The following is an 18,300-nucleotide window of genomic DNA, read 5'->3' on the forward strand; positions in this document are numbered from 1 at the left end:
ACCGTGGTCACCGACGACGCACCCGGCACCGCGACCGGGCCCACGGGCCCGGTCGCGGACGAGCTGCTGCGTGCCGTCCACGACGCGCACGGCACGGCGCTGCACCGGTACGTCGCGCGCATGACCGACGACGACGCGCGTGCCCAGGACGTCGTGCAGGAGACGCTGCTGCGCGCGTGGAGCCACCCGGAGGTGCTCGAACGCCCGGAGGGCTCGGTCCGGGCGTGGCTGTTCACCGTGGCGCGCAACCTCGTCGTCGACGACCTGCGGCGCGCGCACCACCGGCGCGAGCTCGCGAGCGCGCACCTGCCCGACCACGGCGAGGCGGACGCGACGCAGTCGGTGCTCGACGCGTGGCTCGTCGCGGACGCGCTCGTCGCGCTCTCGCCGGAGCACCGGGCCGTCGTCGTGGGGGCGTACTACCGCGGTCGGTCGGTCGCCGAGATGGCGGCCGAGCAGGGGGTGCCGCCCGGGACGGTGAAGTCCCGCATGCACTACGCGCTGCGCGCGCTGCGGCTGGCGCTGCAGGAGAAGGGAGTCACGCCATGACCGGTGCACCCGGCACCTCCGGCCCGTTCGGGACGGACCCGTACCGCGAGTGGGACGCCGCCTACGTCCTCGGGGCGCTCGGGCCGCACGACCGCCGTGCGTTCGAACAGCACCTCACGACGTGCGACGCCTGCCGCGGCGCGGTCACGGACCTCGCCGGCATGCCGGGCCTCCTCGGCATGCTCACGCCCGAGCACGCGACGGCGCTCGTCGAGGGCGAGCCGTCCGACCAGGGCTCCGGGGCGCGCCTCGCGCCCGAGGAGGTCGCGGCGTCGCGTCGTGGGCACGACCCCGTACCGATCGCGACGCTCGCCGCCGGGGCCCGCCACCGCCGTGCCCGACGCCGCGGGCTGCTCGTCGCGGCAGGGGTCGCCCTCGTCGTCGCGGGCGGGCTGGCGGGGGTCGGGCTGACCGGCCCGGCGGACGAGGCCTCGCCGGTCGCGGCCCCGACGACGACACCGACGGAGAGCGCGCCGACGGACGCGCCGTCGGACGCGCCGTCGACGACGACTGTCGAGCTCCTCCCGGTCGAGGGCACGGACGTGCACGCCGAGCTCGTGCTGACGCCCGCGGCGTGGGGGACGCGCCTCGACTGGTCGTGCTCCTACCCTGCCGGGGTCGGAGAGAGCGGCGCGACGTACGAGCTCGTCCTCGTGGACGACGCCGGGTCGCGCGAGGTCGTGGCGACGTGGTCGGCGACCGAGGCGGGGCGCTCGGACGGTCTGGGCGCGTCCTCGGCAGTCCCGGTCGACGGCATCGCGCGGCTGGAGCTCGGCGTGGCCGGGTTGGACCGACCGGTCGCCGCCGCGGACGTGGACACCACGGCCTGAGGTCGCCGGGGCCGCCCGGGAACGGGCCTCTCCGCGACGCCCGCCAGCGGTAGTTGAATTCTGAAGCAGATCTTGAGGGAACGTGAGGGGCCACCGGGCCGTCCGTTGAGGTGCGCCGCACAGGATCGTCCTTGTTCGCGAGACCGCTCGAAGACAAGGACCTGCCATGACCGCCACGCTGACGGAGCCCGCCGCCGTTCCCGCACCCTCGGACGAGGTGCTGCAGGGTCTGGTGTTCGGTGCTGAGCTGGATCGGTTCGAGTTCACTCCGGGTGAGCTGGTGGTGGCCGAGCCGGTGCGGCGGGCGACGATCGGTGCGGTGGTGCCGGCGTACAACGAGGCGGGCACGATCAAGGCGGTGCTCAAGGGGCTGCTGCGTCAGACGCGGCTGCCGGACGTGGTGCACGTCGTCGTGAACAACACCAGCGACAAGACGTTCGCGAAGGCGTCCAAGCTCGCGGGCGAGCACACGCTGGTGCGCGGGGGTGTGGAGCAGACCACGCGCGTGTACGTGCACGACCTGGGCCGGTTGGCGGACAAGAAGGTCGGGGCGCTCAACTACGGGTTCCGTCTGGTGGCCGGCGCGGACTACCTGCTCGGGGTGGACGGGGACACGGTCCTGGCCAAGGACGCGGTCGAGCGTCTGGAGCAGGAGATGTCCTCCGACCCGCGCATCGGCGGGATCTCGGCGATCTACACGGTCGACAACACCGATGCCGGGCGCGGGATCCCCCGGTTCCTGCTGACCGGGCAGCGCGCTCAGTTCGCGGCGTTCAACATGCAGAACCTGCTGCGCGGACGCAACATGGCGGTCCTGGGCGGGCAGGCGTCGCTGTTCCGCATGTCCGCGCTGCAGGACGTCATGGTGGCCCACCACCAGCACAACCCGTGGGTGTCGGACTCCGAGGTCGAGGACTCCCTGCTGTCCCTGCAGATCAAGTCCTTGGGCTACTCCACGAAGATCTCCGCGACCGCGCGCGCGACCGTGGGCGGCATGACCACGATGCGGGCCCTGGACGGGCAGCAGGTCAAGTGGAACTACGGCGCGATCGACCTGATGTGGCCCGGCCAGCGCGGCGACACCCAGGGCCAGCCGTTCCACCCCAACTTGCGGCTGCGGTGGATGGAGAACGCGTCCATGGTGATCAACGCCCTGACCCGCATCCTGTTCGGCTTCCTCGTCGCGGCGTCCGTGAGCATCGGCGCGTTCGAGTTCTCCCCGGTCTGGCTCGTGCCGCCCGTGGTGGCCATCGCCCTGAACGTGCGCATCGCCCTGTCCCTGCGCGAACGCAACTGGCGCGACATCCTGTTCGCCGCCACCCTCGTGCCCGCAGAGGCCTACATGTGGATCCGCATCGGGCACTTCGTCCGCGCCTGGACCAAGTTCCTCTCCCAGTCCCGCACCGACAACTGGGCCGCGCAGGCCAAGGCCGAACGCGGCGCCGGCTGGGCCTACCTCAGCCCCCTCGTCGTCGCCGTCGCCGCCCTCGCCGCCACCGCCTGGATGTGGACCACCCTGCCGCTGGTCGCCCAGACCACCCTCCTGAGCATCGGGTGGCCCCTGCTCGGCGTCATCACCGTCCTGCAGACCCTCTTCATGCTCCGCCGCCTCCTGCGCCGCCAGCACGGGTACCAGGCATGAGCGCCGCGAGCGCCCTCGCCCGGCTCGGCCGGGGTGCCCTGGCCGGTCCGGGCCCGCTGCCCGTCGGCCGACCGCCGGCCCGACGGTTCCTCGTGGAGGAGTGGTCGCTGACGACCGTCGCCGAGCTCGCGACGGTCCGCGCGAGGCTCGCGAGCCGCCTCGTCCCGGCGACGTCCACCCGCGTGCCGGGCGAGCCGCGGACCCCTGAGCGGATCGTCCTCGTCGCCTCGGAGCTGGGGACGAACGCTCTGTGCCACGGCCGTGCGCCCGCAGCCGTCCGGCTGCTGCGGGACGCCCGGGCCTGGATCCTCGAGGTGACCGACCAGGCACCCGAGGTCGCCCCGTCCTACGCCGCCGAACGGGCCGCCGGTGCCGGCGGGCTCGGTCTGCACCTGGCGCACCGGCTCGCGCTCGAGCTGGGCTGGTTCACGGACGGGGACACGAAGACCGTCTGGGCGGCGTTCGCCGCGTAGCGGTCCACCTGGTCGGAGCTCTCCGGTCCGTGCCCACCCCCTGCGGTCCGGACCGGGGAGCTCCACCCGTCCTGGCTCAGTCGTCGTCGTCGACGACGGGGCCGCGTCGCAGCTCGAGGTCGATCTGCTCGGCGTCCAGCAGGTCGAGCGCGTGCCGCAGCGCCTGCGAGCTGTAGACGCCCGAGGACCGCGCGGCGAGCAGGGCGGCGCGCTGCGCCGCGATGGCCCGCAGCCGCAGCTCCTTGTACTGCCTGAACACGTCGGCCGAGGTCGCGGCGTCCACGTCGCGCGTCTCGAGCTCGCGCACGACGTCGCGGCGGACCCTGGCCACCACCCCGGGGTCGTAGGCGCGGCCGTCCGAGCGGCGCAGCCCGGGAGCGTCGACGAAGCGGGCGGCGGCGCCGTCGAGCTCCGCGCGGACCGCGCCGCGGTCGTTGTCCGCGGGCGAGGGACCCCCGCTGAGCCCGAGCCGCCTCACGACCCACGGGAGCGTGCTGCCCTGGAGCAGGAGGCTGCCGAGGGCGACACCGAACGCGACGAGCACGAGGAACGACCGGTGCGGCGTGTCGAGGGGCAGGGTCTGCGCCGCCGCGACGGTCACGACGCCGCGCATCCCGGCCCAGACGAGGAGGACCCCCTCGCGCGGACCGAGCGGCTGCGCACGCAGGTAGTCGATGTCCGCCGCACGACGACGCAGCGTGTTGCGGACACGGCCGACGCGCTCCGGCGTCCCGGTGGCCGGTCCGCCCGACCGGCCACGGCGGGAGGCCTCGCCCGACCGGCCCCGGGCGGCGTCGTCCCCACCCGGTGCGGCGAGCGGCCCGTGGGAGACGTGCGGGACGTGCGGCGGGGTCAGGTGCGGGCCCCGGATCGCCTCGAGCTGGGCCGTCACGCCGGTCGCCGCCTCCGCGGCGTCGGGACGCAGCGGTGTCCCGTCCGGGGCGAACTTCGCGTCGAGCGTCTCCTGCATCCCCGCGATGACGCCGCGCACCTTCTCCCCGCGTCGCGCCCGGCGCCCGGCGCCGTGCACGAGCGGCAGCACGTACACCGTGCGCACGAGGAGGACGGCGACGATCGTCAGGGCGGCGATCCCCACCGCCTGCCACAGGTTGCCGCGCGTCGCGGTGACGTCCTCGACGAGCGCGAACAGCTCGAGCCCCATGAGCAGGAAGACCCCGCCCTCCAGCAGGAGCTCGATGGTCCGCCAGTTCGACTCCTCCGACTTCCGGTCCTGCGGTCGCAGGTACTTCGCCGCCCCGTTGCCGGTGACGAGCCCGGCCGTCACGACCGCGACGAGACCCGACGCCCCGAGCAGCTCCGACGGCAGGTACGCCACGAACGGCACGACGAACGACACCGCGACGCTCAGGGACGGGCGGGCCAGCCGCGCCCGCACGAAGAGCCCGACGAGACCCACGACGAAGCCCACCGCGACGGCCACGACGACCGCGAGCACGAAGTCCCCCGCGACCGACCACAACGACACGCTCGCCGCGGTCGCCGCGATGGCGGAGCGCAGCAGGACGAGCGCGGACGCGTCGTTGAGCAGGCTCTCGCCCTCGAGGACGGTCACGACGCGCGGGGACGCCCCGAGTCGCTTGACGATCGACGTCGCGACGGCGTCCGTCGGGCTGACGACCGCGCCGAGCGCGATCCCCACAGACAGCGGGATGCCCGGGACGAGCGCGGTGAACAGGAAGCCGAGCGCGACCGAGCTGACGACGACGAGAGCGACCGACAGCCCGCCGATGGCCGTGAAGTCGCGTCGGAAGTCCATCGTCGGCAGGCTCACCGCCGAGGAGTAGAGCAACGGCGGGAGCACGCCCGCGAGGATCCACTCCGGCTGCACCTCGATCGCCGGGACGACGGGCACGAAGCTGATGCCGATCCCGACGAGCACCAGCACGAGCGGCGCCGCGACGCCGGCCTTCGGCGCGAGGACGTTCACCACGACGATCGCGACCACGACGCTGGCCCCGAGCGCGATGAGGCTCAGGATCTGGTCCTCGGTGAGCTGGAAGGGGAAGTCCATCCGTACCTCCGTGCGGGATGTGCGGTCGGACCGACGGCCCCGGCCGCGTCCAACCTACCGACCGCCCCGCCCGACGGCGTGCCGGGGGCTCCCTGCAGGCGGCCGCTCGCCTCGCCTGCGTCGACGCCTCCATGGTATGTCAAGAAAACTTGACTTCGTGTCTGCACTGCTTTACGTTCGTCATGTCAGAGATCTTTGACATCACCGACGGGGCGGAGCGCGAGATGTCGTACGAGGAGAAGGGCACGTGGGTCTACCTCGTCGTGAGCGTCGTGGTCTACGCGGCCTACGTCGGGGTGATCCTGTCCCGGGCCGACGGCGGTCCGGTCGCGGACGTCGCGTACGTCGCCCCGCTGCTGTGGTCGATCGGGGCCGCGATCGTCGCCGGCATCGTCGTCCGGATCGTGGTCGAGATCGTCCGGCCGAGCGAGAGCTACCGCAGCGACGAGCGCGACCGCGAGCTGGCGCGCCTCGGCGTCACCGTGGGCTGGTGGGGCGTGGTCGGCGGGTCGCTCGCGGCACTCGCCCTGGCGCTGGTCGAGGCCGACCACTTCTGGATCGCGAACGCCGTGTACCTCGGCTTCGTGCTCTCCGCGGTCCTGTCGTCCGTGACGACGATCGTCGCCTACCGCCGGGGAGCCTGAGGTGGGGGGCAGGCCGACGCGGGTCACGAACAGCATCCGGGCCCTGCGGTTCGCGCGCGACGAGATGACGCAGGCCGAGCTCGCGGAGCGCGTCGGCGTCACGCGCCAGACCGTCATCGCGATCGAGCAGGGTCGCTACTCGCCGTCGCTCGAGACGGCGTTCCTCATCGCCCGCGCGCTGCGGGCCCCGCTGGACGAGGTCTTCGGCTTCCCCGAGGACACCCCCGACGACGACGCCTGACGCCGCCGTCCCCTCTAGAGGACACGACCGTGCGCGCAGCAGTCTCCACCACCTACGGACCGCCCGACGTCCTGCACGTCGAGCAGCTCCCCGCTCCGGCGCCCGGACCGCGCGAGATCCTGGTGCGGAACCGCGCGAGCACGGTCGCCGCCGCGCTCGTCGCCGCGCGGTCCGGGACGCCCTGGTTCGCGCGCCTCGCGTTCGGCCTGCGTCGCCCGCGCTACCCGGTGCTCGGCGGCGAGGTCGCCGGGGAGGTGGTGGCGGTCGGGCCGGGGGTGAGCCGGTTCGCGGTCGGGGACCGCGTCGTCGGCCTCACGAAGATGGGCGCGGGGGCGCACGCCGAGCTGGTCCTCCTGCGCGAGGACGGCGTGGTGGACCCGCTCCCCGACGGCCTGCCCGAGGTCGACGCCGCCGTCCTGGCCGCCGGGCCGCTGACCGCCCTGCCCTTCCTCACGGTGCACGCGCGGGTCCGCACCGGGCAGGCGGTTCTCGTGATCGGGGCCTCGGGGTGTGTCGGGACGGCCGCGGTCCAGGTCGCGGTCCACGCCGGGGCCCGCGTCACGGCCGTGTGCGGCCCGCGCGGGCTGGCCCTCGCCCGCGAGCTCGGCGCGGACGACGTCGTGGACCGCACCGCCGAGGACGTCACCGCCACCCGCGAGCGGTACGACGTCGTCCTCGACGTCGCTGGCGCGAGCTCGTACCGCCGGTGCCGCCACCTGCTGACACGCGACGGCGTCTACCTGACGACCGTCCCCTCCCTCCCGATCCTGTGGACGAACCTGTGGACAGGGCGCCGGACGCACGGGCGCCGCGGCGTCGTCGCGTTCACCGGCCTGCGGTCCGCCGAGCACCAGCTCGACACCCTGCGCACGGCCCTCGAGCTCGGCCGGACCGGGGCCCTGCGACCCGTCGTCGACGCGGCGTACCCGCTCGACAAGATCGCCGACGCGCACCGGCACGTCGAGGACGAGCACAAGGCGGGGACCGTCGTCGTCCTGATCGACTGAGCCCACCTGGCCCAGGTCGCGAGGTCGCGCCGGGCCGGGGAGGCTGCGAGGACGACCGAACCGACCGACGAGAGGCGGACCCGTGGACGCACGCGCACTCCTGGACGACCTGTACGGACGCATCGGACCGACGGCGACGCGCGCCGTGGACGGTCTCGACGACGACGCCCTCACGGCGCGCCTCGACCCCGGGGCCAACACGGTCGCGTGGCTCGCGTGGCACCTCGCGCGCGGCCAGGACACCCAGGTCGCGGCCGCAGTCGGGCGGGACGAGGTGTGGGCGCGCGACGGCTGGGCCCGGCGGTTCGACCTCCCGTTCGACGACGACGCCTCGGGCTACGGCCAGTCGCCCGACGAGGTGGGGCAGGTCCGAGCGTCCGGCGACCTCCTGCTCGGCTACCTCCACGCGGTGCAGGTCGAGTCGGCCGACGTGCTGGCGTCGCTCGCCGACGACGACCTCGACCGCGTGGTCGACGACGCGTGGGACCCGCCGGTGACGCTCGGCGTCCGGCTCGTGAGCGTCGCCGTCGACGCCCTGGAGCACGCCGGCCAGGCCGCGTACGTCCGGGGGGTGCTCGAGCGGACGGGCCGCGCCTGAGGTCGACCGACCGACGGCTACCGACCGGGTTCTCCGCGCGGCGGCGGTGCACCCACCGACCGGCGCGAGAGCAGCGCCGCGACGAGGAAGCAGACCGCCCCGAGGAGCGTGCCGGCGTCGTCCCACCAGCTGCTGACGTAGGTCCCGGTCGTCGGCGAGACGTACGCCCCGACCGCCGACGCGCCGAACGCCACCGACCCGAGCAGGTTGAGCCACGTGCCGTGCCACGTGCGGGCGTCCGTGTCCCACAGGTGCCCCCGGTCGCGCGTCGCGACGACCGCGAACGTCGAGGAGACGAGGAACGCGACCGACCCGTACGCGTCCGGCTTCCACCCCGCGCCGAGCAGGGTCGGGTCCGCGACCGCGGCGCCGAGCGCGACGGCGGTGCTCACGTTGAAGCAGAGCGTGCCGACGAGCTGGACCGCCGCCGCCCACCAGTCCCACCGGTCGGCGGGGTGCGTGCCCGCGCGCGGCGGACGTCGGCCGCTGAGGCTGAGCTGGACGAACGCGGCCGCGGTGAAGAACAGCGAGCCGACGAAGAACGTCACGCCGACGGCCACCGCGCCGACGGCGTCGGCGTAGGGCGGCAGGGCACCGACGAGGAAGCACAGCGACCCGACGGCGAACCCCCACGCCTCGCGGCGCAGGCGCCGCGTCGCCCCGGGCCCTGTCGGTGGCGCGCTCGTCGTCGCCCCGGTGTCCGTCACGGTGTCCCTGCCTGCGTCCCCGCCGGTCTCTCTGCCGGCCGCGGTCAGTGGTGGAAACCGGAGCGCTGCCCCTCGGCGGGCATCGGGGACGTCAGTCCGTCGAGCCACGCGGTCTCGGTGCGGATGTCGGCGAGGAGGTCGTCGGCGAGGTCGCGGCTCACCCCGTTGCGCACGACGATGCGCTGCACGGTGACGTCCGCGAGGTCGTCCGGCATCGGGTACGCCGGGACGAGCCAGCCCTTCATCCGCAGCCGGTCGGACAGGTGGTAGAGGTTCCAGTTCTCGGTGTGGCCGGCCTTGAGCCGCCACGCGAAGACGGGGATGTCGGACCCGTCGTTCCACAGGTCGAACGCGCCGACCTCGGAGATGCCCTGCGCGAGGTACTTCGCGACGTCCTGGCACTCCTGCTGGATCGCCGTGTACCCCTCCCGCCCCAGCCGGAGGAACTGGTAGTACTGCAGCAGCACCTGCGCGCCGGGGCGCGAGAAGTTCAGGGCGAGGGTCGGCATGTTGCCGCCGAGATAGCTCACCCGGAAGATCAGCTCCTCGGGCAGCGCGTCGAGGGTGCGCCACACGACCCACCCGACGCCCGGGTAGACGAGGCCGTACTTGTGCCCCGACGTGCTGATCGAGTGCACGCGCTCGAGCCGGAAGTCCCACTCGATCTCCGCCTGGAGGAACGGCGCGATCATCGCGCCCGACGCGCCGTCCACGTGGATCGGCACGTCGTGACCCGTGCGCGCCTGGAGCGCGTCGAGCGTGGCGGCGATCTCCTTCACGGGCTCGTACATCCCCGTGTACGTCACGCCCATGATCGCGACGACGCCGATCGTGTTCTCGTCGACGTACTGCTCGACGTTGCTCCCGTCGAGGCACGGGTGCTCCGCGGTGATGGGCACGTACCGCGCATCGACCTCGAAGTAGTTGCAGAACTTCTCCCAGCACACCTGCACCGCCGAGCTCATGACGAGGTTCGGCCGCTCCGTGGACTTCCCCGCCGCGCGCCGCGCGAGCTGCCACCGGCGCTTGAGGGCGAGGCCCCCCAGCATGCACGCCTCCGACGACCCGACCGTCGACGTGCCGATGCAGTCGTTCACGTCGGGCACGTTCCACAGCGAGCCGAGGATGCGCCAGCAGTTCTCCTCGATCGCGGCCGTCCGCGGGTACTCGTCCTTGTCGACCATGTTCTTGTCGTAGACCTCGGCGTACAGGCGGTCCGCCTCGTCGCCCATCCACGTCGCGACGAACGTCGCGAGGTTGAGCCGGGAGTTGCCGTCGAGCATCACCTCGTCGTGCACGAGCTGGTAGGCGGACGTGGGTTCCATCTCGCCGTCGGGCATCGTGGAGCGGGGGGCGACGTGCCGCACCCCGTCGCGCGTGTACGTCGGCCGCAGGACGTGCTGCTGATCGGTCAAGGCTCCGGTCCTTCCGTGGCGGGCCGTCGACGGCCCGGGCGCGAGACGGTCGGCGCACGCCGTGCGGCGTGCGTCGGGTGACGACCCGGCGTCGGCGTCGGGCCGCGGTGGCGCGCGTGGGTCGGCGCGGCGGAAGGTGCGAGTCCGACGATAGTGCGGCACCCCGAGCACCGCCACGGATCTGCGGGACCTCACCCGGCACGGGGGGGCTATCCTCGGCGCACCGATGACCGCGTGCGCTGCCCAGAGGACTTCGCGCCCCGCCTGGTGGCGGCCTACCAGGAGGCGGGGTCCGTCCACCTCACGATGTCGGTCGACGCCGGCGGCCAGTCGATGCGAGCGGAGGGCTCGATGGTCCTCGGCGAGGCGTCGAGCGACCTCGTGATGGTCACCGAGATCCCCGGACAGGGGAGCGTCGAGATGCGGTACGTCGACGGGGTCGCCTACATGAACCTCGGCGAGACGACGGGTGGCGGCTTCCTCCGCATCGACCCGTCCGACGCGTCGGACCCGATGGCACCGATGGTCGAAGAGCTCGAGGCGCAGGCCGACCCGACGCAGAGCGTGCGGGACCTCGACGGCGCGATCGTCAGCATCGCGAGCACGGGGAGCGAGGAGGTGGACGGCGTCCCGACGACCGTCTACGACGTCGTCGTCGACACCACGAAGGTGACCGGGGCGATGGCCGACCAGGTCGCGCAGGCCCGCGACATGATCCCGGAGCGGGTCACCTACCACTACTGGCTCGACGCGGACGACCGCATGCGCAAGGTGTCCTTCGACATGGCCGGGGGCAGCACCACGCTGCAGATGACCGGCTGGGGCGAGGTCGGCACGATCGAGGCTCCGGCGGAGTCCGAGCTCGTCGACCCGGCCACGCTCGGAGGCTGACAGCGTCCTGGCGACGGGTGCCGCGCCGCAGCCGTGCTCGGCCGCGGCGCGAACCCGGCCCCCCGTTGCCGGACCGCGGTCCTGGGCGTAGCGTTCGGTAAGTGCTGACTTACCGAACGTTGGACGCCCTCGGCGACGCGCGCCGTCGGGCGATCCTCGAGCACCTGCGTTCCGGGCCCGCGTCCGTGGGCCAGATCGCGGACCGCCTCCCCGTGAGCCGCCCCGCCGTCTCGCAGCACCTGCGCGTGCTCGAGGACGCGCGGCTCGTCCGCCACGACGCCGTGGGCACGCGTCGCGTCTACCGTCTCGACCCGACCGGGGCCGACGACGTGCGGCGCTGGCTCGACGACCTGTGGACGACGGCGCTCGGCGCGTACGCGCGCCACGTCGCCACCGCGCCGCAGCCGGCCGCCACCCCACCGACCTCGCCGGCCTGATCGGGTCGGCGACCCGAGCCTCGCACCCGCCACCGACGCCCGAGGAGGACGCCATGAGCACCGCACCGCTCCCCGACCTCGTCAAGACCGTCACCGTCCCGGCCCGCCCCGACCGCGCGTTCGCGGTCTTCGTCGACGAGGTCGGCGCGTGGTGGCCGCTCGCCGGGTTCTCGGTCGGCGGCGCGTCGTCGTCGGTCGCGTTCGAGCGCGACCCCGACGGCCGCGCGACCCGTCTCGTCGAGACCCTCGCCGACGGCGGGAGCACCGACTGGGGCACCGTGACCCGGTGGGACCCGCCCCACGCGCTCGCGTTCACGTGGCACCCGGGCGAGCGCGCCGACGCCGCGACCCGTGTCGAGGTGACGTTCGCGTCGGACGGCGACGCGACCGTCGTCGTCCTCACGCACTCCGGCTGGGAGGCACGCGCCGACGGCGCGGCCGCTCGGACGCACTACGCCACGGGCTGGGAGCTGGTGCTCCAGCCCTTCGTGGAGCACGCCGCCACCACGGCGTAGCGACGCTCCGCAAGGATCAGCCGCGTCGCGACACCGACAGGCATGACCTCCGAGGAGCACCGCGGCACGACGCGAGGGACCGGCGCCCGGCGGGACGCCCGCGAGGAGCACGGTCACCGGCCGGCGCCGGGCCGCCGCGTGGCACGCGCACTCGCCGTCCTCGCGCTCGCTCCGGCGCTCGCCGCGTGCCAGCCGGCGGCCGGGGAGACCTGCGTGTCCTGGGCGGACCTGCCCGACGACGCGGCCCGCGCCGACGCTGCGCGCCTCGTCGTCGACGTGGACGTCCTGGGACCCGACGGGACGCGGGGGATGCTCGGCACGGACGCGCACGTGTGGGAGGTGGAGGTCACCGACGTCGTGCAGGCCGGCGCGGCGACGGTGCGCACGGGCGACCGGCTGGCGGTGGCGTCCACGCCGCAGACGTGCACCGGCGACGACGCCTCTCCCGACGGCGACCCGCTCGACGTCGACGGGCCCGTCCGCCTCTACCTCACGGACGACCACCAGCTCCCGCACGAGGGCGAGGGCTGGTCGCTGATCACCCCGTTCGACGGCGTCGCGCCCGCGCCGTGACGGGCGGCCGGCACCGCCCGACCTACGCGGTCGCGCGCACGACGACGACGGACGGGAACGTCCGTCCGTCACCCCGCCGTCGGCCGAGGAGGTCGGCGGTCGCCGCCGCGGCGATCTGCTCGACGGGATGCGTCGCGGTCGTGAGCGCCACGCCGAGCTCGCGCGCGAGCGGGTGGTCGTCGAACCCGGTGACGGCGACGTCGTCGGGCACGCGGGCACCGTCCTCCGCGAGCGCCCGCACGGCGCCGAACGCGAGCAGGTCGCTCATGGCCACGACGGCGTCCGTCGCGGGCCAGCGACGACGCGCCTCGCGCACCGCAGCGGCGCCGGCGGACGCCGTGAGGTCGGCCGCGACGACGCGCCGGGGCAGCCCGGCCGCGTCCATCGACGCCGCGTAGGCGGCGACGGCGCGACGCGTGCCGGGAAGCCAGCGCGGGCCGGAGAGCATGAGGACGTCGCGCCGCCCGCCGGCGACGACGTGCTCGACGAGCCCGGCGATCCCGGCGCCCGCGTCGACGTCGTACGAGGGCACGCGCCCGTCCGCGGGGCCGATGGCGGCGACGCGCGGCGCGAGTGTCGCCGGGACGACCGCGAGCACGTCGGCCGAGTAGTCGACGAGCAGCACGCCGCCCACGCCGGGGTCGCGCGCCAGCCGGTCGAGCTCCGCCCGGGGGTCGCGGCCGAGCCAGCGCAGCGCGACGCCGACCCCCTCGGTGTCGGCCGTGCGGCTCGACGCCGCGACGACGCGCGCGACGTAGGGGTCGGCGAGGAGCTCCGACGACGGCGAGCCCACCGCCACGACCACGCGCTCGCCCTGCCCGCTGGCGAGCGAGCGGGCGCCGGGGTGCGGGACGTACCCGAGGCGGTCGGCGGCGTCGAGCACCGCCTGGCGCGCCGTCCCGGAGACCGGGCCGTTCCCGCGCAGCACGCGCGAGGCCGTCGAGCGCGACACGCGCGCGGCGGCGGCGACGTCCTCGAGGGTCGTCTGCGACGGCGACATGGGGGACTCCTCAGCCCGGTCGGCGGTGACGGGCGGCACCCGCACGACCCACGCTAACGCCTACCGACCGGTTCGTGGAAGCGTTTCCACGCGGGTCGCGGAGCGGCGGTCCGGACAGGCGCCCGGTCAGCGCACGACGACGTCGCCCGGGTCGTGCAGCTCCGTCCACCGCTCCCGGTCGAGGGCCGAGGGGCCGGTCGGCGCGGGAGCCGACGGGGCGAGCACGTCGGCGGCGGCGAGCGGGCCGAGGTCCAGGCCCGTGAGCGCCTCGACGTCGGCGACCGGCACCTGGAACGTGCGGAACGGGCCGAGCGGCGGGACGTCGCCCGCCGCGAGCGCCCGCGCGTCCGCGGCGCGCAGGTCGACCTCGTCGAGCTGCGGCGTCTGGTCGAGCACGAACGCGGCCGCCGCGAGGGTCGGCGCGTCGGCCGGGCCGTCCGCCCACGCCGCGACCTTCCAGAACAGCCGTGGGATGCCGACGCCGCGGTACACGGGGTCCTCGGGGGCGAGGACGGGCCCCGTGAGCACGACGAGGCGCTCCCGCAGCGCCTCCGCGTGGTCGAGCACGTGGTCCTCGAGACCGTTCCACAGCTCCTTGGACTGGTTGAACTGCGCGGCCTGCGGTGCGGCGTTGGGGTAGGCGAACGTCTCGGCGTTCGCCCGCCGCGCGACCTCGGCGTCGCCCCACACCGGGTCGCGGCGCCGGACGAGGTGGCCGCGGTCGAGGTCGTTGTCCGCGTACAGCTCCGGCCCGGCCTGCTCGGACGCGGGCACGCGGGGGTCGAGGTGCCAGTCGTCGTCGCGGGGGAGGTCGAGGAGCCGCGCACCGTCGACGTCGACCACGGTGGCGGCGGCGAGGCGTCGCGCGGGGTCGAGCTGCACGGTGAAGTGCGTGGAGGGCAGCTCGCGCAGCGGCCGCGCGGCCCGGGGCAGGGGCACGGGGACGACGAGGAAGTTCGGGTCGTGGCCGAGGGTCACGCGCCGAGCCAACCACACGGGCGTCCGGGTGGCAGCCTGTGGGCGGACGGGGGTAGGAACGACCCATGCCGACGACGCCTGGTCAGATCCACGCAGCCCCCCTGCCCGACGACACGACCGGTGGCGGGTGGTGGATCTGCCGCACGTGCGGGGTCGAGCACGCGGAGCGCCCCGACGTCTGCGCGATCTGCGCCGACGAGCGCCAGTGGGTGCCGGCGAGCGGACAGGCGTGGACCACGCTCGCCGAGCTCGCGGCGGGCGGCGAGCGGGTCACGGTGACGGAGCTCGAGCCCGGCCTCCTCGGGCTGTCGAGCGCACCGCGCGTCGGGATCGGCCAGCAGTCCAAGCTCGTGCGGACCGCAGCCGGCAACCTCCTGTGGGACCCGTTGGGCTTCGTGGACGACGACGCGGCGGACGCGGTCCTCGCGCACGGCCCGGTCGTCGCGATCGCCGCGAGCCACCCCCACATGTTCGGCGTGCAGGTCGAGTGGAGCCGCCGGCTCGGGGGCGTGCCGGTGCTCGTCTCCGCGGCGGACGCCGGGTGGGTCGCCCGCCCGGACCCTGCGATCGAGACGTGGTCGGGCGAGCGGGAGGTCCTGCCGGGGGTCGTGCTCTCGCAGCCGGGCGGCCACTTCCCCGGGAGCGCCGTCGTGCACTGGGCCGACGGCGCCGACGGGCGCGGCGTCCTCCTGAGCGGCGACACGATCATGGCGAACCCCGACCGCGTCTCGGTGAGCTTCATGCGGTCCTACCCCAACCGCATCCCGCTGTCGGGCGCGGTCGCGCAGCGCGTCGCCGAGCGCGTCGCACGGCGTCCCTTCGAGCGGCTCTACAACAACTTCGAGGAGGTCGTCCCGGCGGACGCGCGCGGGGTCGTGCTGCGCTCGGCCGAGCGGCACGCCGCGTGGGTGCGCGGGGACTTCGACCACCTGACCTGACGGGCCCGTCAGGCCCCCACGAGCAGCGTCACCCCGATCGCCGCCATGACGACGGCGATGGCACCGTCGAGCACGCGCCAGGCCACGGGCCGCGCGAAGACCGGCGCGAGCAGCCGCGCGCCGAACCCCAGCGCCACGAACCAGACGAGGCTCGCGACGGCCGCGCCCGCACCGAAGAGCCAGCGGACGGCGTCGGGCCCGAGGGCCTCCGCGCCCCCGGCGTGCGCGGCGGCGTAGCCCGCGGCGAGCGTGCCGAGAAGGAGCACGGTGTCGAGGTAGACGTGGGGGTTGAGCCACGTCAGGGCGAGGGACGTGCCGACCGCGGACCGCGCCGTCGTCGCTCCGCCCTCCGCCGCGGGGTCCAGCCCGCCCGGGCGCAGCGCGCGCCGGGCGGCCAGCGCCGCGAGCGCCAGGAGGAAGAGGCCGCCCGCCCACCGCACGCCGGTGAGCAGCGCGGGCGCGCCGGTGACGAGGGCGCCGAGACCGGCCGTCCCGGCGGCGATGAGGACGAGGTCCGACAGCGCGCACACCGCGACGACGGGCAGGACGTGCTCGCGGCGCAGGCCCTGCCGCAGCACGAACGCGTTCTGCGCGCCGATCGCGACGATGAGCGAGAGCCCGGCACCGAGTCCGGCGGCGAGAGGCGGGGCGAGGGCGAGGACGGTCACGGTCCGACGCTAGGCCGCACCGCACCCATCAGTACAGCGAAAGATTCTGGGGGATCGTAAGATCCGCTCATGGTGGATCTCCAGCCCGACCAGCTGCGCGCGCTCGAGGCGATCGCCACGACGGGCACGTTCGACGCCGCGGCGCGCGAGCTCGGCGTCACGCCCTCGGCGGTGAGCCAGCGCATGCGCGCGCTGGAGTCCGCCGTCGGGCAGGTGCTCGTGCGCCGCGGCCGACCGGCGGAGCTCACACCGCCGGGTCAGCTGCTCGTCCGGCACGCCCGGCACCTCGCCCTCCAGCAGGCGGACGTCCTCGCGGAGCTGGGGATCGCCGGCCCTGCGGGCTCCCGGGCCGCCGGACCCGACACCCCGGCGCTCCCCGAGATCACGCTCGTCGTCTCGGGTGACGCGCTGACGACGTGGGCTCTCCCGGCGCTCGTCGAGGCGTCGGCCTGGGCACGGCTCCAGGTGCTGCGGGAGGACGAGGAGCACTCGATCGGCCTGCTGCGCGACGGGACGGCCGTCGCGGCGGTGTCGTCGGTCGCCGAGGCGGTGCCGGGCTGCCGGTCGACGCTCCTCGGCCGCATGCGGTACCGCCCGACGGCGAGCCCGGCGTTCGTCGAGCGCTGGTTCCCCGACGGTCCCACGCGCGCGGCGCTCGCCGTCGCGCCCGTGCTCGCGTTCGACCGCAAGGACGACCTGCAGGAGCGCTACCTGCGGGCGCGGCTCGGCGACGGCGAGCCCGGCCCGCCGCGCCACTACGTCCCGGCGTCGCACGAGTTCCTCCGCGCGATCGAGCACGGCATGGGGTGGGGCATGCTCCCGGACCTGCAGAGCGCCGCGGGCGAGCGGGGCGGGCGGCTCGTCGGGTTCGACGACGCGAGCGCCGTCGACGTGCCGCAGCACTGGCAGCAGTGGCGGCTGCACTCGTCGTCGCTCGACCGGGTCGCCGCCGCCGTCACCCGGGCGGCCCGCGCCGCCCTCGCCTGAGAGGCCCGCGCGGCGGAGACTGGCAGCGGCACGGACGACGAACCGGGAGGACCGCATGACCACGACCACGCGCCACGTCGCCTGGACCGGCTGGGACGACGACGCGGACCGCCTCGAGGCGGCGACCGTCAGGCTGCACGAGAACCGCCTGGACGCGCTCGGCACGTCGCGCGCCACGGGCCACGTCACGGCGTGGGCGCTGACCACCGGGCCCGGCTGGGTCACCGAGCGCCTCGAGATCTCGGCGCGCGGCGTCGGGTGGTCGCGCCACCTGGCGCTGAGCCGGTCGCCCGACGGCGCGTGGCAGGCGGACGTCCAGGCGTCCGGTCGGGCGCCCGCCGGCCTCGCCCCGCCGGGGATCGCCGACCCGGGTGCGCTCGACGGCGCGGTGGACTGCGACATCGCGCTGTGTCCCGTGACGAACACGATGCCGATCCTGCGGCTCGGTCTCCTCGGGGACGACGCCCCGCCGCGCGAGACGCCCTTCGTCATGGCGTGGGTCGACGTCCCGTCGCTCCAGGTGCTGCGCAGCGACCAGCTCTACGCCGCCCGCTCGCCGCTCGACGCGGCGACCGGTCGCGGGGCCGTGACGTACACGAGCGCCACGCGCGACTTCACGGCCGACCTCACGGTCGACGCCGACGGGATCGTCGTCGACTACCCGCAGCTCGCCCGGAGGGCCTGAGCCTCTGCTCAGTCCGCGGGCGGTCGCCGCATCCGCTTGACCCCCGCACGGCGCTTCTTCGCGTCGATGCGCCGCTCGACCGAGCCGCGCGTCGGCCGCGTCGCGCGCCGGCGCGGCCCGGGCGGCGCGAGCGCGTCGGCGACGAGCGCGGCCAGCCGGACCCGCGCGGCGTCCCTGTTCCGCAGCTGCGCGCGGTGCTCCGACGCCGCGACGGTCAGCACTCCCCCGGTCATCCGGCGCCCGAGGCGCTCCTCGATCCGCGCGCGCTGCGCGGCCGAGAGCACCGCCGAGCCCGCGACGTCCCACGACAGCTCGACGCGCGAGTCCGCGGTGTTGACGCCCTGACCGCCCGGGCCCGACGACCGCGAGAAGCGCCAGGACAGCTCGGCCTCCGGGACGACCAGGGCGGGCGTCACGCGCAGACCGGGGCGGGCGTCGTCGGGCACGGGACCATCATGCCCGTGCACCCGCGCCGCCCGCGTGCACGGCC

General features: G+C 75.0%; 22 protein-coding genes. 15 read left to right on the forward strand and 7 right to left on the reverse strand.

The features are described 5' to 3' along the window. Positions 1-3: 3 nt before the first annotated feature. The 4 genes from ACWPWV_RS06505 (at position 4) to ACWPWV_RS06520 (ending at position 3,494) form a co-directional block, all read left to right on the forward strand. Positions 4-549, forward strand: coding sequence for a sigma-70 family RNA polymerase sigma factor (locus ACWPWV_RS06505; protein WP_454042117.1), 546 nt, complete (start codon positions 4-6; stop codon positions 547-549). Continuing rightward, complete coding sequence (locus ACWPWV_RS06510) at positions 546-1,379, forward strand: anti-sigma factor family protein (protein WP_454042118.1); 834 nt, start codon at positions 546-548, stop codon at positions 1,377-1,379. The genes ACWPWV_RS06505 and ACWPWV_RS06510 overlap by 4 nt, the downstream gene beginning before the upstream one ends. Positions 1,380-1,545: 166 nt before the next feature. Then, complete coding sequence (locus ACWPWV_RS06515; RefSeq protein ID WP_454042119.1) at positions 1,546-3,021, forward strand: glycosyltransferase family 2 protein; 1,476 nt, start codon at positions 1,546-1,548, stop codon at positions 3,019-3,021. Then, positions 3,018-3,494: an ATP-binding protein gene (locus ACWPWV_RS06520; RefSeq protein ID WP_454042120.1), complete on the forward strand. Its 477-nt coding sequence runs from the start codon at positions 3,018-3,020 to the stop codon at positions 3,492-3,494. Before ACWPWV_RS06515 ends, ACWPWV_RS06520 begins: the two co-directional genes overlap by 4 nt. Before the next feature lie 76 nt (positions 3,495-3,570). Here ACWPWV_RS06520 and ACWPWV_RS06525 read toward each other — a convergent pair whose 3' ends face one another. Next, on the reverse strand, positions 3,571-5,526 hold the full coding sequence (locus tag ACWPWV_RS06525) for a cation:proton antiporter (RefSeq protein ID WP_454042121.1): 1,956 nt from the start codon (positions 5,524-5,526) through the stop codon (positions 3,571-3,573). A gap of 182 nt (positions 5,527-5,708) precedes the next feature. On the opposite strand from ACWPWV_RS06525, the gene ACWPWV_RS06530 reads away from it, so the two are divergent. From ACWPWV_RS06530 to ACWPWV_RS06545, 4 genes are all read left to right on the forward strand, one after another. After that, positions 5,709-6,170, forward strand: coding sequence for a hypothetical protein (locus ACWPWV_RS06530; RefSeq protein WP_454042122.1), 462 nt, complete (start codon positions 5,709-5,711; stop codon positions 6,168-6,170). A gap of 1 nt (position 6,171) precedes the next feature. Beyond that, complete coding sequence (locus ACWPWV_RS06535) at positions 6,172-6,411, forward strand: helix-turn-helix transcriptional regulator (protein ID WP_454042123.1); 240 nt, start codon at positions 6,172-6,174, stop codon at positions 6,409-6,411. A gap of 29 nt (positions 6,412-6,440) precedes the next feature. Then, positions 6,441-7,418: an NAD(P)-dependent alcohol dehydrogenase gene (locus ACWPWV_RS06540; RefSeq protein WP_454042124.1), complete on the forward strand. Its 978-nt coding sequence runs from the start codon at positions 6,441-6,443 to the stop codon at positions 7,416-7,418. An 82-nt stretch (positions 7,419-7,500) separates the two neighbouring features. Further along, on the forward strand, positions 7,501-8,016 hold the full coding sequence (locus ACWPWV_RS06545) for a mycothiol transferase (protein ID WP_454042125.1): 516 nt from the start codon (positions 7,501-7,503) through the stop codon (positions 8,014-8,016). 17 nt (positions 8,017-8,033) lie between these two features. Here ACWPWV_RS06545 and ACWPWV_RS06550 read toward each other — a convergent pair whose 3' ends face one another. After that, positions 8,034-8,723 (reverse strand): hypothetical protein, encoded by a 690-nt coding sequence (locus ACWPWV_RS06550; RefSeq protein WP_454042126.1) that lies wholly within the window; start codon positions 8,721-8,723, stop codon positions 8,034-8,036. A 44-nt stretch (positions 8,724-8,767) separates the two neighbouring features. Beyond that, positions 8,768-10,138 (reverse strand): glutamate decarboxylase, encoded by a 1,371-nt coding sequence (locus tag ACWPWV_RS06555; RefSeq protein ID WP_454042127.1) that lies wholly within the window; start codon positions 10,136-10,138, stop codon positions 8,768-8,770. Between the two features lie 234 nt (positions 10,139-10,372). Between ACWPWV_RS06555 and ACWPWV_RS06560 the strand changes: the two genes are divergently transcribed. The 4 genes from ACWPWV_RS06560 to ACWPWV_RS06575 all read left to right on the forward strand — a co-directional run bounded on the left by ACWPWV_RS06560 (position 10,373) and on the right by ACWPWV_RS06575 (position 12,554). Next, complete coding sequence (locus tag ACWPWV_RS06560; RefSeq protein ID WP_454042128.1) at positions 10,373-11,029, forward strand: hypothetical protein; 657 nt, start codon at positions 10,373-10,375, stop codon at positions 11,027-11,029. Positions 11,030-11,130: 101 nt separating this feature from the next. Continuing rightward, on the forward strand, positions 11,131-11,466 hold the full coding sequence (locus ACWPWV_RS06565; protein ID WP_454042129.1) for an ArsR/SmtB family transcription factor: 336 nt from the start codon (positions 11,131-11,133) through the stop codon (positions 11,464-11,466). Between the two features lie 53 nt (positions 11,467-11,519). After that, entirely contained in the window at positions 11,520-11,981 is a 462-nt protein-coding gene (locus tag ACWPWV_RS06570; protein WP_454042130.1) for an SRPBCC domain-containing protein, read from the forward strand. Between the two features lie 42 nt (positions 11,982-12,023). Then, positions 12,024-12,554, forward strand: a complete 531-nt coding sequence (locus ACWPWV_RS06575) for a hypothetical protein (RefSeq protein WP_454042131.1) — start codon at positions 12,024-12,026, stop codon at positions 12,552-12,554. 22 nt (positions 12,555-12,576) lie between these two features. On the opposite strand, the gene ACWPWV_RS06580 is transcribed toward ACWPWV_RS06575, so the two are convergent. Together ACWPWV_RS06580 and ACWPWV_RS06585 are read right to left on the reverse strand one after the other, a co-directional pair. Beyond that, a complete protein-coding gene (locus ACWPWV_RS06580; protein ID WP_454042132.1) occupies positions 12,577-13,554 on the reverse strand; it encodes a LacI family DNA-binding transcriptional regulator in 978 nt (325 codons plus the stop codon). Positions 13,555-13,680: 126 nt separating this feature from the next. Next, positions 13,681-14,532 (reverse strand): DNA/RNA non-specific endonuclease, encoded by an 852-nt coding sequence (locus ACWPWV_RS06585; RefSeq protein WP_454042133.1) that lies wholly within the window; start codon positions 14,530-14,532, stop codon positions 13,681-13,683. Positions 14,533-14,597: 65 nt separating this feature from the next. On the opposite strand from ACWPWV_RS06585, the gene ACWPWV_RS06590 reads away from it, so the two are divergent. Continuing rightward, on the forward strand, positions 14,598-15,470 hold the full coding sequence (locus tag ACWPWV_RS06590) for a hydrolase (RefSeq protein WP_454042134.1): 873 nt from the start codon (positions 14,598-14,600) through the stop codon (positions 15,468-15,470). Between the two features lie 8 nt (positions 15,471-15,478). Here ACWPWV_RS06590 and ACWPWV_RS06595 read toward each other — a convergent pair whose 3' ends face one another. Continuing rightward, on the reverse strand, positions 15,479-16,138 hold the full coding sequence (locus tag ACWPWV_RS06595; RefSeq protein WP_454042135.1) for a LysE/ArgO family amino acid transporter: 660 nt from the start codon (positions 16,136-16,138) through the stop codon (positions 15,479-15,481). Between the two features lie 69 nt (positions 16,139-16,207). Here ACWPWV_RS06595 and ACWPWV_RS06600 point away from each other — a divergent pair, with 69 nt between their 5' ends. Then, a complete protein-coding gene (locus ACWPWV_RS06600) occupies positions 16,208-17,125 on the forward strand; it encodes an ArgP/LysG family DNA-binding transcriptional regulator (protein WP_454042136.1) in 918 nt (305 codons plus the stop codon). Between the two features lie 55 nt (positions 17,126-17,180). Continuing rightward, on the forward strand, positions 17,181-17,810 hold the full coding sequence (locus ACWPWV_RS06605; RefSeq protein ID WP_454042137.1) for a putative glycolipid-binding domain-containing protein: 630 nt from the start codon (positions 17,181-17,183) through the stop codon (positions 17,808-17,810). Between the two features lie 8 nt (positions 17,811-17,818). Here the strand turns inward: ACWPWV_RS06605 and arfB are convergent, their stop codons facing one another. After that, positions 17,819-18,256: an alternative ribosome rescue aminoacyl-tRNA hydrolase ArfB gene (gene arfB, locus ACWPWV_RS06610; RefSeq protein ID WP_454042138.1), complete on the reverse strand. Its 438-nt coding sequence runs from the start codon at positions 18,254-18,256 to the stop codon at positions 17,819-17,821. Between the last annotated feature and the right edge of the window lie 44 nt (positions 18,257-18,300).

Source organism: Cellulosimicrobium sp. Marseille-Q8652 (genome assembly GCF_965112045.1).